General features: G+C 67.2%; 15 protein-coding genes. 11 read left to right on the top strand and 4 right to left on the bottom strand.

Annotation, left to right across the window (positions count from 1 at the left end):
- Positions 1-203 precede the first annotated feature (203 nt).
- The 8 genes from ACIG5A_RS34220 to ACIG5A_RS34185 all read left to right on the top strand — a co-directional run bounded on the left by ACIG5A_RS34220 (position 204) and on the right by ACIG5A_RS34185 (position 8,620).
- Entirely contained in the window at positions 204-1,826 is a 1,623-nt protein-coding gene (locus tag ACIG5A_RS34220; RefSeq protein ID WP_397247753.1) for an acyl-CoA synthetase, read from the top strand.
- 137 nt (positions 1,827-1,963) lie between these two features.
- Positions 1,964-3,622 (top strand): acyl-CoA synthetase, encoded by a 1,659-nt coding sequence (locus ACIG5A_RS34215; RefSeq protein WP_397247751.1) that lies wholly within the window; start codon positions 1,964-1,966, stop codon positions 3,620-3,622.
- A gap of 62 nt (positions 3,623-3,684) precedes the next feature.
- Entirely contained in the window at positions 3,685-4,248 is a 564-nt protein-coding gene (locus tag ACIG5A_RS34210; protein ID WP_397247749.1) for a hypothetical protein, read from the top strand.
- Positions 4,249-4,648: 400 nt separating this feature from the next.
- The gene (locus tag ACIG5A_RS34205) at positions 4,649-6,139 is read left to right on the top strand and encodes a PepSY-associated TM helix domain-containing protein (RefSeq protein WP_397247747.1); all 1,491 of its coding nucleotides are present in this window, start codon (positions 4,649-4,651) and stop codon (positions 6,137-6,139) included.
- A gap of 109 nt (positions 6,140-6,248) precedes the next feature.
- Positions 6,249-6,959: a hypothetical protein gene (locus tag ACIG5A_RS34200; protein WP_397247745.1), complete on the top strand. Its 711-nt coding sequence runs from the start codon at positions 6,249-6,251 to the stop codon at positions 6,957-6,959.
- Positions 6,960-7,136: 177 nt separating this feature from the next.
- On the top strand, positions 7,137-7,364 hold the full coding sequence (locus tag ACIG5A_RS34195) for an AbrB/MazE/SpoVT family DNA-binding domain-containing protein (RefSeq protein WP_397247743.1): 228 nt from the start codon (positions 7,137-7,139) through the stop codon (positions 7,362-7,364).
- Positions 7,354-7,803, top strand: a complete 450-nt coding sequence (locus ACIG5A_RS34190; RefSeq protein ID WP_397247741.1) for a type II toxin-antitoxin system VapC family toxin — start codon at positions 7,354-7,356, stop codon at positions 7,801-7,803. Before ACIG5A_RS34195 ends, ACIG5A_RS34190 begins: the two co-directional genes overlap by 11 nt.
- Positions 7,804-7,918: 115 nt before the next feature.
- Positions 7,919-8,620, top strand: a complete 702-nt coding sequence (locus tag ACIG5A_RS34185; protein ID WP_397247739.1) for a hypothetical protein — start codon at positions 7,919-7,921, stop codon at positions 8,618-8,620.
- A gap of 31 nt (positions 8,621-8,651) precedes the next feature.
- Here ACIG5A_RS34185 and ACIG5A_RS34180 read toward each other — a convergent pair whose 3' ends face one another.
- The 3 genes from ACIG5A_RS34180 to galK all read right to left on the bottom strand — a co-directional run bounded on the left by ACIG5A_RS34180 (position 8,652) and on the right by galK (position 11,833).
- On the bottom strand, positions 8,652-8,897 hold the full coding sequence (locus ACIG5A_RS34180; RefSeq protein ID WP_397247737.1) for a hypothetical protein: 246 nt from the start codon (positions 8,895-8,897) through the stop codon (positions 8,652-8,654).
- Positions 8,898-8,909: 12 nt separating this feature from the next.
- A complete protein-coding gene (locus ACIG5A_RS34175) occupies positions 8,910-10,634 on the bottom strand; it encodes a sodium:solute symporter family protein (RefSeq protein WP_397247735.1) in 1,725 nt (574 codons plus the stop codon).
- A gap of 104 nt (positions 10,635-10,738) precedes the next feature.
- The gene (gene galK / locus ACIG5A_RS34170) at positions 10,739-11,833 is read right to left on the bottom strand and encodes a galactokinase (protein WP_397247733.1); all 1,095 of its coding nucleotides are present in this window, start codon (positions 11,831-11,833) and stop codon (positions 10,739-10,741) included.
- Positions 11,834-12,013: 180 nt separating this feature from the next.
- Between galK and ACIG5A_RS34165 the strand changes: the two genes are divergently transcribed.
- Genes ACIG5A_RS34165 through ACIG5A_RS34155 form a run of 3 tightly spaced genes read left to right on the top strand, consistent with a single transcriptional unit; the run spans position 12,014 to position 14,663 of the window.
- A complete protein-coding gene (locus tag ACIG5A_RS34165; RefSeq protein ID WP_397247731.1) occupies positions 12,014-12,613 on the top strand; it encodes a pyruvoyl-dependent arginine decarboxylase in 600 nt (199 codons plus the stop codon).
- Positions 12,610-13,179 (top strand): hypothetical protein, encoded by a 570-nt coding sequence (locus ACIG5A_RS34160; RefSeq protein ID WP_397247729.1) that lies wholly within the window; start codon positions 12,610-12,612, stop codon positions 13,177-13,179. The genes ACIG5A_RS34165 and ACIG5A_RS34160 overlap by 4 nt, the downstream gene beginning before the upstream one ends.
- On the top strand, positions 13,179-14,663 hold the full coding sequence (locus ACIG5A_RS34155; protein WP_397247727.1) for a diguanylate cyclase domain-containing protein: 1,485 nt from the start codon (positions 13,179-13,181) through the stop codon (positions 14,661-14,663). Before ACIG5A_RS34160 ends, ACIG5A_RS34155 begins: the two co-directional genes overlap by 1 nt.
- Before the next feature lie 15 nt (positions 14,664-14,678).
- Here ACIG5A_RS34155 and ACIG5A_RS34150 read toward each other — a convergent pair whose 3' ends face one another.
- The gene (locus ACIG5A_RS34150; protein ID WP_397247725.1) at positions 14,679-15,401 is read right to left on the bottom strand and encodes a DUF6319 family protein; all 723 of its coding nucleotides are present in this window, start codon (positions 15,399-15,401) and stop codon (positions 14,679-14,681) included.
- Positions 15,402-15,598 lie beyond the last annotated feature (197 nt).

The following is a 15,598-nucleotide window of genomic DNA, read 5'->3' as shown; positions in this document are numbered from 1 at the left end:
CGCGGCGCCATCGGCGCCGCGGGCGCACAACTCCGCGGCAATGCGCTGAGCTCCGATGTTGTCACAGACACCAAATCGGCCCGCCGGATTTGTCCGCTCCAATGTGCGCCTCGTCACAGCAGTGCTTGCTACGGTGGCAACCACGTGCCGTACGAGTTCGCTAGGTCGAGTGCCGACGCGAGATTCCTGTGGAGGTGTTCGACGTGAAGCTGGCGCATGCGCTGGAGACTGTCAAGGCGCTGGGAGTGCTGCGCGCCCGAGGAGCGAGCGATCCGACCAAGCCGCTGGAAACGCTGCGCACCCTGAAGGAATCGCGGCAACTCGGCCCGCAGGCGGCGATGTCGCAGCACTCGGCGCGGGTCGCCCCGAACGCCCCGGCGCTGGCCGATGAGCGCGGCGAACTCACCTATCGCGAGCTGGACGAGCAGAGCAACGCGCTCGCCAACGGACTGCGCGCGGCAGGCATCACCGAGGGCACCGTGGTGGCGGTGCTCGCCCGCGACCACCGCGGCCTGCTGCTGAGCATGATCGCCGCGAACAAGATCGGCGTGCGGATCGCGCTGATGAACACCGGATTCGCCAAACCGCAATTCGCCGAGGTGTGCGCGCGCGAGGGCGTGAAGGCGGTGCTGCACGACAGCGAATTCCTCGGCCTGCTCGACGCGCTGCCCGCCGACCTGCCGCGCTACCTGACCTGGGTCGACGAGGGGACGACACTGCCCGAAGGCACGAAGACGCTCGACGAATTGATCGCGGGCAGCCCGGCCACCCGGCCGCCGACGCCGAGCAAGCCCGGCGGCTTCATCATCCTGACCAGCGGTACCACCGGACTGCCCAAGGGAGCACCGCGCACCAAGGTGACCCCGATGGCCACCGCGCAGATCGTCGATCGAATCCCGTTCCCGAAGGGCGGGACCGCGGTGATCGTGTCGCCCATCTTCCACAGCACCGGCCTCACCTGCTGGGTGGTGGCCAGCCTGCTCAGCAACAAGACGGTGCTGCGCAGGCGATTCGACGCGGAGGCGACGCTGCGGATGGTCGCCGACCACAAGGCGCAGATGCTCGTCGCGGTGCCGACCATGCTGCACCGGATGGTCGAACTCGCACCGGAGATCAGGGCGAAGTACGACACCTCCTCGCTGAAGTGCATCCTGATCGCCGGATCGGCCCTCTCCCCCGAACTGAGCATCAAGACCGCGCAGATATTCGGGCCGGTACTGCACAACCTGTACGGGTCCACCGAGGTCGCGGTCGCGACCGTGGCCACCCCGGAAGATCTCGCATTGGCCCCCGGCACCGCCGGGCGCGCCCCCATCACCTGCGAGGTGCGCCTCTACGACGACAACGACAGGCAGATCACCGAGGCGGGCGTGACCGGGCGGATCTTCGTGCGCAGCATGCTCTCGTTCGAGGGCTACACCGACGGCAGGCACAAGCAGATCATCGACGGGTTCATGTCCAGCGGCGACGTCGGCCATTTCGACGAGCACGGCCTGCTCATGGTCGACGGCCGCGACGACGACATGATCGTCTCCGGCGGTGAGAACGTCTTCCCGCAGGAGGTGGAGAACCTGCTGGTGGAGCGCGCCGACATCTTCGACGCGGCGGTGATCGGCGTCGACGACGCGGAATTCGGCAAGCGGCTGCGCGCGTTCGTGGTGCCCGAGCCCGGTCACACACCGGACGGCGAGGAGATCAAGGCCTACGTCAAGAACAACCTGGCCCGCTACAAGGTGCCCCGCGAAGTGATCTTCCTCGACGACCTGCCGCGCAACGCGACGGGCAAACTCGTGCGCCGCACCCTGATGGAGTACGAGATTTCCTGAACAATTGCCGAGAAGTGAGATCCGAGACACAGCGGTTCCACTATCGCTTGCTATTGTTAGCGGCAGCACTGGATCTCGAAGTTGCGGTCCATACCACCCGGCGTCCCACCGGGTGGGACCGCGGAAGGTTGTTGTCGATGTCTCTGGCTCTGCCTGCACTGAGCAGCTCCGTCCGCAAGGTCGGTGACCTGGCCCTCGGCGTGAACATCTTGATGAAGCGGCGACTGTTCAACCCGCTGCGCCCCGACCATGCCGTGCAGTCCGCGCTGAACGTGCTCAAGTACGGCCCGTTCGCCGGCGTCGCACTGCACGCCGCGCAGACCCGCCCGAATTCCGCCGCCATCGTCGACGAACGCGGCGAGCTGACCTTCGGCCAGCTCAACGAGCAGTCCAGCGCGTTCGCCCGCGGCCTCACCGATCTCGGCATCAAACCGGGCGATGTGGTCGCCGTGCTGGCCCGCGATCATCGCGGCATGGTGCTCAGCCTGCTCGCCACCGGCAAGCTCGGTGTCCGCGCGGTGCTGATGAACACCGGCTTCGCCAAGCCGCAGTTCGCCGATGTCGCCGCCCGCGAGAAGATCAAGGCGGTGCTGCACGACAGCGAATTCTTCGATCTGATGAGCGCCATCCCCGCCGAGATCCCGCGGGTGCTCACCTGGGTCGACGAGAAAGACAACGCGGATCCATCGATCCCGACCATCGAATCGCTCTCGGCAGGCCAGTCCACCGCCCCGTACAGCCCACCGGCCAAGCCGGGCGGCATGGTGATCCTCACCAGCGGCACCACCGGCACACCGAAGGGCGCGCCGCGCGACAAGGTGAGCCCGTTCATGTCGGCCCAGTTCCTCGACCGGGTGCCGCTGCCCGCCGACGGCACCATGGTGATGGCTGCGCCGATCTTCCACGGCACCGGCTTGTCCCAGTTCACCCTGGGATTCGCGCTCGGCAACCGGGTGATCTTCCAGCAGCGCCGCTTCGATCCCGAGCTCACCCTCGCCAATATCGTGAAGTACCGGGCGGATTCGCTGGTTGTGGTGCCGACGATGTTGCAGCGCATCCTCGACCTGCCCGCCGAGACGCTGGCAAAGTACGACATGTCCAGCCTGCGGGTGATCTTCGCAGCGGGCTCGGCGATCCCGCCGGACGTGGTGGTGCGCACCGCCGAATACTTCGGCGACGTGCTCTACAACCTGTACGGCTCCACCGAATGCGCGGTGATCACCGTGGCCACCCCGGAGGATCTGCGCAAGGCGCCGAGCACCGCGGGCCGCCCGCCGGTCGGCATCAGGCTGGCGCTCTACGACGACAAGCGCGCGCTGATCACCGAGCCCGGCGTCACCGGCACGATCTTCATCGATAACGCGCACTCCTTCAACGCCTACACCGACGGCCGCACCAAGGAGCGGGTCGACGGGATGATGTCCAGCGGCGACGTCGGGCACTTCGACGAGGACGGCCTGCTGTTCATCGACGGCCGCGACGACGACATGATCGTCTCCGGCGGCGAGAACGTCTTTCCGCAGGAGGTCGAGCACCTGCTGTCCAACCGGCACGACGTGCTGGAGGCCGCGGTGGTCGGCGTCGACGACCGCGAGTTCGGAAAGCGGCTGCGCGCCTTCGTCGTTCCCGGTCCGGAGTCCACGCGCGACGTGCAGGAGATCAAGGACTACGTGAAGGCGAACCTGGCGCGCTACAAGGTGCCGCGCGAGGTGATCTTCCTCGACGAGCTGCCGCGCAACGCGACCGGCAAACTGCTGCGCAAGCCGCTGATCGAGATGGAGATCGAGGCGAGCTGAATTGCAGGTACAACCCTGTTTCTGGGGAATTCGGCGGGTGATTCGTCGGCTATCATCAGCGGGTGAGTAACGAATTCGGCCGTACCGTCGCGGGTCATCGCGACGCCGTCGCGCGGTTGCGCGGCGCGGCGGCCGGATCGATCTCGGGGGCGATTTCCGTTGCGGCACACGGCTGGGCGTCCGGCGGCATGGCGCCGAGTCATGCCACCCTCGCGCTACTCGCGGCCGGGTCCGCGGTGATCGGCGCGCTGGTCGCCGGGCTCGCGCCGCTGCGCAACACCTCGACCGGACTGGTCGCGGCGCTGGTCGCCGGTCAGCTGCTCGGCCACGTGACCATGGGCTGGAGCTCCGGGCATATGCATCACGGCGATGCCCAGCTCACGCCGACCATGGTGACGGCGCACGTGGTCGCCGCGGTGGTGGCCGCCATCCTGATCCGTGGCGCGGAGGCCGCGTACCGAATCGGCAGCGCAGTGCTCTTCCTGGTGCTGCCGATGCGCCACCGCCCGCCCGCCATCGCGGGCCCCGCTCCCCTGCGCCTGACCCACCGCGACCGCGTCATCCTGCGGATCTTCGCGACCGAATCACTGCGCACCCGCGCTCCTCCGCGCCCAGCCTGCGCCTGACTCCTTCACCCCGGTGCGCGAGCTGCCTGCTCGTGCGTCGCCGCCATCCGCGAGTTGATCGCCGATGGACGAGCCACCCCTGTCATCGCGGCCCGACCCGTCATTCCGGCGAGAGCCCGGCATCCACGTGGTCCGGGCAGGACACCTGTCGCACAGGTCGCACCTCCACACCCGGCGAGTCGTCCGTCACCCCGGAAGCCACCGGTCGGACGGCGAATCACCCGTCAGATGGATGAGCACCTATCGCGGCAGAACTCGCCATCCCGCCGTGGTCATCCGGCATCACACACATGCCGGATCCATAGGCGCAACACCGGATTCCCACACCGGAACGACCTGAGCCGCACCGACAGTTGGCCGACGAACCGGGTTCTCCCGTACTCCAGAAACGAATCGACCCATGAGCATCACCGACATCAGTCCGGCGGACGCCGAATCGACGGCGCCACCGCAGGCATCCCCACCGGCCGCGACATCGGCACGCAAGCGCACACGCAACGGCCTCTACCCGCTGGCGATGCGGCTGCATTTCTACGCGGGCATCTTCGTCGCCCCGTTCATTCTGATCGCCGCCGTCACCGGCGCGCTCTACGCCATCTCCCCCACGCTGGAAAACTTCGTCTCCCGCGATCTGCTCCAGGTCGAGCAGAGCGGCGCCGAAAAACCACTGTCGGCACAGATCAACGCCGCCGTCGCGACCCAGCCGAAACTGGCGCTGGTTGCCGTCGCCCCCGCGCCGGAGGCGGGCCAGACCACCCGGGTGATCTTCAACGATCCGTCGCTCGGCGCATCCGAGCGGCGCGCGGTATTCGTGAACCCCTACACCGCCGAACCCGTCGGTGAGTCCGTGGTCTACGGCAGCTCGGGCGCGCTGCCGTTGCGCACCTGGATCGATCAGCTGCACCGCGATCTGCATCTCGGCGAAACCGGCAGGCTCTACTCCGAACTCGCGGCCTCCTGGCTGTGGGTGATCGCGCTGGCCGGTCTGGTGCTGTGGTGGCGGCGCGTGCGCGGCCGCCGCACCCGCAACTCGGCGAAATGGCTGCTCGCGCCGGATCGTTCGCAGGGCGGACGTGGCCGCACGCTGAATTGGCACGGCTCGGTCGGTGTCTGGATCCTGCCGGTAGTGCTGCTGCTCTCGGTGACCGGTATGACCTGGTCCACCTACGCGGGCGAGAACATCACCGAACTGCGCAAGCAGATGAGCTGGACCACCCCCGCGGTGAGCGCCAAGCTGCCGGGAACCGCTGCCCCAGCGCATGATTCGGGTGGCGGCGAGCACAGCGGACACGGCGCGCCCGCCGCGGCGCCCGCACCGGCGAACGTCTCCGATCGGATCGCGCAGATCGATCGGGTGTACGAGGTGGCCATGGCCAACGGGGTGACCCAGCCCGTCGAGATCGCCGTCCCGGCCAAGCCGGACAAGGCCTTCACGGTGAAGGAACGGCGGATGCCCGGCACCTACACCGTCGACTCGATCGCGGTCGACGGCGCCACCGGCGCGGTCACCGACAAGCTCGCGTACGCCGATTGGCCGCTGATGGCCAAGCTCACCAACTGGGGCATCCAGTTCCACATGGGGCTGATGTTCGGGCTGCTCAACCAGTTGCTGCTGCTCGCCGTGATGATCGGCCTGATCACCGTGATCGTGCGCGGCTACCTGCTGTGGTGGCGGCGGCGCCCGACCCGCGGCAATTCGCGGATCGCGCTCGGCCGGGCGCCGCGCCGTGGCGCGGTGCGCAACACCTCGCCGTGGCTCGCCGTGCCGATCGTGGCGGCCGCGCTGGTCGTCGGCTGGTTCGTCCCGCTCGTCGGGCTGAGCCTGCTCGCCTTCCTGGTCATCGACGTGCTGCTCGGCCTCGCGGGCCGGCTGCGCGGCAAGACCGCATAACGCACTGAAATCGCCGGGGCGCCCGCCCCGGCGTTACCTCACGACCTACCGAAACGTCATGGGTATGGCCGTTGTCCCTTCATGCCCCCAGACAGCAAGGAATCACCTGATGAAGATCTCGAAGTTCGCCATGGCCGCCGCGTTCATGACCACCGCGGTCGGCATTGCCGCAGGCGCGAGCTCGGCCACACCGGCCGCATCCACACCGGCGGCCGTCGGTTACACCGCGCACGCCACCGACACCCAGTCGATCGTCACCGTCGACGCGGGCTCGATCGTGGTCGAGGACGAGATCCTGAAGATCAAGGCCGCCGACGGCACCGTCGTCGCGGGCACCCCGCTGAAGTTCCGCATCGACGAGTTCGAATTCCCCATCGCCGCACAGATTTCCGGCCGCACCGCCACCATGACCCCGCAGCTCGACATGCAGCACGCCGCCTACAAGCCGGTCGCCCTGCCGTTCGAGGACAAGGCGCCGTGGAAGACCGAATACGACCGTGAGCAGGCGGCCTGGAGCCGGATGACCAGCACCATCGGCATGGGCGCCTCGATCGGCACCCTGGTCGGCGGCATCGGCGGCGGCGCCGTCGGCTGCGTGCTCGGCGGCATCGTCGGCGCGGGCGCGGCGGCCGCGGCCATCGTCGGCCTGTTCGGCCTCTTCGTTCCCGCGGCCGTCCTCGGCTGCCTCGGCGGTATCGCCGCCATCGGTGCGATCGGCGTGCTGGCCGGTCAGATCCTGGTCACCGCCCCGGTGGCGATCGCCGCCGTCGTCCAGTACTTCACCACCATCAACCAGCCCTTCGTCGCCCCGGCCAAGTAGAACCACTGCGCCACAACGGAACCCGCCCGATCTCATCGGGCGGGTTCTCGTATGTGGGGAGGGCGGCGTACTCGGGCGGCAGCCCCGAGCACAGCTCGGGTCGGATCCCGCCGCCCGACTCTCCACGTCCAGGTAGTATTACGTATCTGACGTAATACGTATGAGAAGAGGTGCCCGATGCGGCTCAACAGCAAGGGGCAGGTCACGATTCCCGCGGAACTGCGCCGGAAATACGCGCTGGAGGAGGGAGATGAGGTCGAGGTGATCGAGGTCGGCGACTCACTGCGAATCGTGCGCAGCGAAGGGGCGCGACGGCGGGGGAAACGCCTCACCGGACACATGCGTGGACGCGCGACCACCGCGATGAGCACAGACGAGCTGATGGAATTGTTCCGTGGCGAGTAGCGACGTGCTGCGAGCGGTCTCGGAACATCTAGTCACGCTGGTGGATTCGTGTGTTCTCTTGGACATTCTCACCAACGATCCGAAATGGGCGGATTGGTCCGACGATGCGCTGGCCGAAGCTCGCGACCTCGGTGCGACCGTCATCAACCCGATCATCTACGCCGAAGTCGCGGGAGGCTTCGACACCATCGAGGAACTGGACGAGGCTCTTCCGGAGTCGGAGTTGGAGCGTGTTGACCTGCCGTATGCGGCCGGGTTCGTGGCAAGCAAAGCATTCGTCGCATATCGACGGCGTGGCGGCGAAAAGCGGAGCCCGCTACCGGACTTCTACATCGGTGCACATGCCGCAGTCGCGCGCTATCGGCTTCTGACCCGCGATGCGACACGCTTTCGGACCTACTTCCCAAACCTCGAGTTGATCGCACCCGATCGGCAGTAGGGCGTACCTCGTACTGGGCGAGTTGTCCTGTTCTGCGGCAGAGTTAACTGAAAATTGGCCATTGGCCGAGTTCTCGGTAATCAGAGTGAAACAAGCCTGATTAAGACTACTGAAGATGCTGTTCACGAAATTTGCCACCGTATCGGTGCTGCTCCTCGCGGCGCTGGAGGTCACTGGGGGTAACGCCGTGGCGGCCCCACCTGCCGCGCCGGTGCACTTCACCGCGCGCACCGCCGACTCGTCGGCGATCATCACCACCGATGCGGGGTCGATGGTCGTCGAGGACGGCAACTTGGAGATCAAGGACGACGACGGCACGCTGCTCACCGGCACGCCGCTGCGGTTCCGCGTCGACGACTTCGAATTCCCCATCGCCGCCGATATTTCCGGCAATACCGCGACACTGACGCCGCAATACGATATGGCGCACGCCACCTATCGGCCCGCGGCGCTCCCCTTCCAGGACAAGGCGCCGTGGAAGAGCGAATACGACAGGGAGAAGGACGCTTTCAGCCGGATGACCACAACGATCGCGCTCGGCGCCTCGGTCGGCGCGCTGGTCGGCGGGCTCGGCGGCGCCACGGTCGGCTGCGTGCTCGGCGGGCTCGGCGGCGCGGCCGTGGCCTCGGCGACGCTCATCGGCCTGCTCGGGCCGTTCCTGCCCGCCGCACTGGTCGGCTGCGTCGCGGGCGTCATCGCGCTCGGCAGTCTCGGTACGCTGACCGGCACCCTGGTCGTCGGTATCCCGGTCGCCATCGCCGCGGTCGTCCAGTACTACACGACGATCAACGAGCCGTTCGTCCCACCGGCCAAGTAATCCCGCCGCACCGCAACGGAACTCGTATCGTTCACGCGTCCTCGGAGTCCGGCTGCACGGCTTCCGGTTCCCCGGGGACGTGCACCGGGCGCAACAGCGTCCACGCCAAGAAGACGAGGGCAACGGCGGTCATCGCGACGCCGGCCCAGATGTTGATATTGATGCCGCCGGTCTTCGCCTCCTCGGCGGCCCGGTCACCGACCAGGCCGGTGATGATCAAGATGACGCCGTAGCTGCCGAGCAGGGCGCCGACTATGGTTCGGATGTCGAAAAGCATCAGCCGGTCTCCTTATCCCACAACGATATTCAGTGCAATAACTAGAACGAGGGCGATACCGGCGAGCAGTACCGGACGCTGATACCAGGGCAGGGAATCCTCGTCCGGATCGGTGCGCAACTCCTTCGGCGTCTCCGAGTACACGAGCCCGACGAGTTCGGCGGCCGGTTTGGGCCGCGTCACCTGGGTGACCGCGACGCTCACCACGATATCGACCACGAAGGCGACACCGGCGGCGACGAAACTCGAACCCTGCCCGGACAGTTCGAACACACCCGCCTTGTGCAGCAGGAAAACGGTGATGGCCGAACCGGTTCCGCAGACCAGGCCGATCCACCCCGCCGCGGGCGTCATCCGCCTCCAGAACATGCCGAGGATGAACGTCGCGAACAGCGGCGCGTTGAAGAAGCTGAACAGCGTCTGCAGGTAGTCCATCATGTTGGAGAAGCTGGACGCGATGAACGCGGTGAAGATCGCCGCGACGGTCGCGCCGACCGTCGCCAGCCTGCCGATGGACAGGTAGTAGTGGTCGGACCGATCCTTGCGCACGTACTGCTGCCACAGGTCGTAGCTGAATACGGTGTTGAACGCGGAGATGTTGGCGGCCATCCCCGCCATGAACGCCGCGAGCAGACCGGCGAGGCCGACACCGAGCAGGCCGTTGGGCAGCACGTCTTTCATCAGGTACAGCAGCGCCTGGTTGTAGGTGGTGTCACCGCTGAAGTCCGGATTCGCCGCTTTCGCCGCCTTGTACTCGGCCATCTGCGGGACAAGCACCGCGCTGATCATGCCGGGGATCACCACGATCAGCGGGATGAACATCTTCGGGTACGCGCCGATGATCGGGGTGCGCCGCGCCGCGGCGATCGAATGCGTGGCCATGGCCCGCTGCACCTCGACGAAGTTGGTGGTCCAGTAGCCGAACGACAGCACGAACCCGAGGCCGAAGACGATGCCGATCACCGAGAGGAAGTTGTTCGAGAAGCCGCTCAGCGCATTGCCCGGCCAGGATTCCAGCTGCTCGGCGCCACCGGGCGAGCCGGTCACCTTGTCGCGCAACCCTTCCCAGCCGCCCGCCTTGTGCAGGCCGACCAGGGTCAGCGGCAGCAGCGCGGCCACGATGACGAAGAACTGCAGTACCTCGTTGTAGATCGCGGCGGACAGGCCGCCGAGGGTGATGTAGGAGAGCACGATCACCGCGGCCACCGCCACCGAAAGCCACAGCGGCCAGCCGAGCAGCACGTTCAGGATGGACCCGAGCAGATACAGGTTGACCCCGGCGATGAGCACCTGCGCGATCGCGAAACTCAGCGCGTTCACCAGATGCGCGCCGGTGCCGAAGCGCCTGCGCATGAACTCCGGCACGCTGCGCACCTTGGACCCGTAGTAGAACGGCATCATCACCACGCCGAGGAACAGCATGGCGGGGACCGCGCCGATCCAGAAGTAGTGGAACGTGGGGAATCCGTACTCCGCGCCGTTGGCCGACATGCCCATGATCTCGACGGCGCCGAGGTTGGCGGAGATGAAGGCGAGCCCGGTCACCCACGCGGGCAGCGAGCGGCCGGACAGGAAGAAGTCGATACTCGACGAGACCCGCCGCCTGGCCATCAAGCCGATGCCGAGCACGAAGACGAAATACAGTGCGACCAGGGCAAAGTCGACCGGGGCCGCGTCGAGCCGCAGGGTGGCCGCGGCATGGACGGAGGTCGGGACGGCGGGATCGGCAAGCGGCACAGCGTTCCTCCTGGCGATGAAAACCGGGGTACTCGTGTGAAGCTACTGTGCGTGATTGTGCCGTACGCGCGGGGAATATTGCGGCATTGAACCTGGACGGACGGTCAGTCCACTCGGTGCGCACCCGCCGCCGGAACAACGGCGAAGGTGCGCGGCTCGCCGAAGCCGGTGCGGGCGAAGCGTTCTCGCACCGCATCGATCACCGCGGAAGTCCGCTCGCGCTCGGTCAGCGCGATGACGCTGCCACCGAATCCGCCGCCGACCATCCGCGCGCCGTGCGCGCCCGCGGTGTGCGCGGCGGCGACGGCGGCGTCGAGCGCGGCGGTGGACACCTCGAAATCGTCGCGCAGCGAGGTATGCGACGCGGTGAGCACAGGCCCGATCGCACGCGGATCCGCACCCTCTCGCAACATTTGGGCAACCGTGACGACACGCGCATTCTCGGTCACCACGTGCCGCGCCCGGCGACGCAGTAGCGGATCGGCGATTCGTTCGACCGCGACGGTGTCGGCGTCGCGCAGTGCGGGTATGCCGAGCGCCGCCGCGGCGCCCGCGCATTGGTCGCGCCGCGCGGCGTAGCCGCCGTCGACCAGCGCGTGCGGCTGGCCGGTATCGATCACCAACAGCTCGAGCCCGAAATGCGTGAGATCGAACGGGATCTGCTCGTAGGCCATCCGGCGAACATCGAGGAACAACGCATGGCCCGCGGTGCACAGCACCGCGGCGGAGTGGTCGAGCACGCCGGTCGGCGCCCCCGCGTAGTGGTTCTCGGCGGCGCGGGCGATCTCGATGAGGTCGCGATCGGTGAGGTTGGGCGCGAACATGTCTCGCAGCGCGAGGGCGACCGCGCACGACAGCGCGGCCGACGAGGACAGCCCGGCGCCGATCGGTACCGCGCCGTCCAGCTCGAGTTCGATCCCGCCGACCCGGTGACCACGGCGCACGAACTCCGCGACGACGCCGAGCGGATAGCGCGCCCAAGCGGGCACTCGATCGCGTTGCGCGGCAAGCTCGGTGATCGCCACCAGCACCGTTTCGCCTGGTCGCTGCCGGGAACTCGCCTGAACGCGGCCGTCCGTGCGTCCCGCGGCCGCGCACCGCGTCACCAGCGGCAGTGCGATCGGCAGCACGAATCCGTCGTTGTAATCGGTGTGCTCACCGATGATGTTGACCCGCCCCGGCGCTACCCATGTCCGCACTGATCCCTCACTGTCGACGTCGCTGTCGTGCCCGGCCCGCTATCTGCCACACAGTACGAGACACGCCGCAGGACCATTGATTTCGGTGGGGAACGCTGCGCGAACGGCAAATGTGAAGCAGAGTCGATTTTGACGCAAGAGCGGCCTGCAAAATGGGCCGGTGGTACCGGGAGGGCAACTATGATTCACACCACCCCGCGCAGCGGCCTGATGGCAACCGCGCGTAGCGGCCGAACGGCCCAGCGCGCAGGAGTTCTCGGATTGCAGTGGATAGATCGTCTCCGCCCGCCACTGCCGTTGACCATCGAGATCGGCGCCGCGACCGGGGCGGGCCCGACAGCCATGTCGGCCTTCGATGCGGCACTGCGTGATCTGGGAGTGGGTGATGCCAACTTGATTCGCCTGTCGTCGGTCATTCCGCCGCGCGCGGTCCTGGAGCACACCAACCGGGTCCGCAAGCCCATCGCCTGGGGCGATCGCCTCTACTGCGTGTACGCCGCGCAGCATGCGAGCGAACCGGGCGAGACGGCGGCCGCGGGCATCGGCTGGGTGCTGCGCGACGACGATTCGGGCGCAGGGCTTTTCGTCGAGCACGAGGCGGACACCGCTGATGAGGTGGAATACCTGGTGCGGGCGAGCCTGGCCGATATGACCGGAAACCGGCCGGAGGGTTTCGGTCCGGTGCGGTTGAGCATCACCGAGGCGCGATCCCACGGTGAACCTGTCTGCGCGCTGGTCCTCGCGGCGTACCACTCGGTACCGTGGGGCCGACGGAGATGAACGACTTATACGTAACCATCGAAACCTCGATCCCCGACGAGCAGATCGAAATGTTCCACCGCCTCTACGAGGACGCGTTCGGCCCGCTGCGCACCAAAGCGATCGCCCGACAGGTGTTGCACCGCCATGAGTTCCACGAGGAGATGACCGACCCGAGGGTGCACAAACACGTAGCGCGCACCGAGTCGGGTGAGCCCATCGGTGTGACCACGCTGACTAAGCATCTGCAAACGGTGCCGTGGATCAGCCCGGATTACTTCACCGCCCGCTATCCGGAGCACGCGGCACGCGATGCCATCTACTACATGGGTTTCACCCTTGTTGCGTCAAGTGCGCGACAGGGACCGGCATTTCGTGCCATGATCAAGTCGGTTGCCCAGGTAGTGATGGCCGATCACGCCGTAGTCGGCTGGGACATCTGCTCGTACAACAACACTCAATTCTCCTTCGCGGGCGCTGTTCGAGCGGCAGTTGACGGGCAGGTGAATGTCGAAGTCGTGGTGGAGGATTCGCAGACATACTATGCGGCTCGGGTCACAGGGGTTGGAGCGACCAAGGGGGGCTGATGGAATACGGGACACTGCTGGCAATGCTCGCGGTCGTCGCGGGCGCGCTCACCATGATCGGCGTCGGCCTGTACCGGCACCACCCTGCACGTCCCCTGCCCTGGTACCTGCTGTCCGCCTCCGCGCTAGCAGGAGCAGGGGGTAACGTACTACGCGGCACTGCCGAGCCGTTGCATCCGCTCGACGATCTGCTCACCTTCACCGGCTACCTATGTGTCGGCATCGCCGCGCTAATCTGGTTACGGCCCAGGCGAGTTCGCGGAAACTACGACCTTGTGCTCGATTCGGCGCTGATCGGGTTGGGCGCACTGCTGGCCTCGTGGACGTTCCTCATCTCTCCCATCCTGCAATCGCATGCAGCGACCAAGACGACGCTGCTCGCCGCGATCTACCCTGTGCTCGACGCCCTGCTGCTGACTCTGGTCGCGCATTCCGTCGCCATTTCCGCCCGCTCGGAGATCTCGCTGCGACTTGTCCACCTCGCGCTGATCGCGGCGCTCGTTGGCGATCTCGGCTTCAGCCTGGAAACCGTTGGCACAGCATCGATTCGGCACGAGATGTTGATCACGCCACTGTTGGTGTCCTATGCCCTCGGTGGGCTCGCCGCGCTACATCCGACCATGACCACGCTCGGCGAACCGCGGCGCGTACATCCCCATCACTCCAGGCAGCGGGCGAGTTTCATCGCGATCGCGCTGATCATGGCGTCACTGGTGCCGGTGGTCGGATCCAGCCTCGACACACCCGACCGGGTGGTCGTCTCATCCCTGTTCGCGCTCTTGCTGATCGGCGTGCTCGTCCGCAGCGAACGGGCCATCGTGCGCAGCGCACGCAGTGAGCGGCGGGCGCAGTATCAGGCCGATCACGACATGTTGACCGGGTTGCTGAATCGGTCGGCGCTGTTGCGGGCGCTCAATCGGAATCGGGAGGCGTGGGCCGAGCGGCCGCTCTCGTTGCTGTTCATCGACCTGGACGGCTTCAAGATGGTCAACGACAGCTATGGACACGCGGTCGGCGACGAGCTGATCGCGAACGCCGCCTCCAGGATTCGGCGGGTGGTGCGGCGCGAGGATGTGGTCGCCAGGTACGGCGGCGACGAATTCGTGGTGCTCGCACCGCACAGCAGACAGGACGCGGCGCAGCTGGCCGAGCGCCTGCTCGCGGCGTTCGTGCGGCCGTTCGAGTTGAGCGCGGGCGAGATCCCGATCACCGCGAGCGTCGGCATCGCCTGCGGCAGCCCGCGCAGTTCCGACGCGACCATCTACGACCTGATCAGGGACGCGGATTCGGCGATGTACCACGCGAAGGAGTACTCGCTCGGTTACGCGTTCCACGAAGACGCGCGGCACGGCCATGTGCCACCGAGCCACCTGCCACCGAGCCGCGCCACGAATGCGAACGCGACGCAGGCACCGGTGCCGCAGCCTCGGAACGCACCGGCCGACTCCCAGCGCCACACCTGGCGCCGGGAGACGGCGGTCTGACTGGGTCTGTCCTACTCAGTCGTCGAGGTCGTCCAGCAGCCGCTTGGCCGCGGCCAGCTCGGCCGCCAGCTGCTCTACTTTGGCCCGCTGCACGTCGCGTGCGGCGTCCAGAATGCCGGAAACCACGTCGGCCACCTCGGGGTGCAGCAGCTTGGCCGCCTGCGCGACAGCCGAACTCGGCACGGAGAGGCCACGCAGCGTGCGCTTCTTGCCGTTGACGACGTCGACGGTCCATTCGCCGTCGGCGGTGCCGGTGAGGGTCACGGTGACCTCCGGCGTCTTGGCGGCGGTCTTGCGCGCGGCGCCGGGCGCCTTGGCGGGCTTGGGCGCGGCGGCGGGCTTGGCCACATCCTCCGCCGGTGCGGCGGGCTTCGGCGGCGCGGGCGAGGGGGCGACGCTCGCCGGGCTCGGCGCGGGAGCGGGGGGCGGGGTCGGCGCGCTCGTCACGGTCGACGGCTGGGTCACGGTGGAGTCCTTCCTGGTTGTCGACTTCGGCTGGGTGGCCGCCCGGTCCCGCGGCGGCTTGGTCAACGTCACTTCGGTCGGAGAAAAGGACAGTACATCCTTCGAACCGGTCGGTCGCACCTGCAGGAAGTCACCGTCGGACGGGTCGCCGAGCGCGACCACCTTTCCCGACCTGCCCGCGGGCACGCCGACCGCGGCCGCGGTGAACCACACCATGGGCGGGCGACCAACGGCGATGTCCGTGGCGATCTGCTGAATCTCCGTGTCCGACAAGGGCTGTGGCTTCGTTCTAGGCGACGGCATGGTGCACTCCGAGCAATTCGTGGATGGCTGCGTGCACAGATGATGCCGTACGGCACCGACACTTTTGCAGGCCACCATCAAATCGGTGCCTTCGGACCCGCCGCCGCCGAAGTCAGCGAACAGTGGGCTACATTGCCTGCCGACCCGATCAACGCCGATCGCCAGGA

Source organism: Nocardia sp. NPDC052566 (genome assembly GCF_044547285.1).
Classification (GTDB): Bacteria; Actinomycetota; Actinomycetes; order Mycobacteriales; family Mycobacteriaceae; genus Nocardia.
The sequence above is the reverse complement of the archived record's forward strand: the minus strand, read 5'-3'. Positions and strand labels throughout refer to the sequence as shown.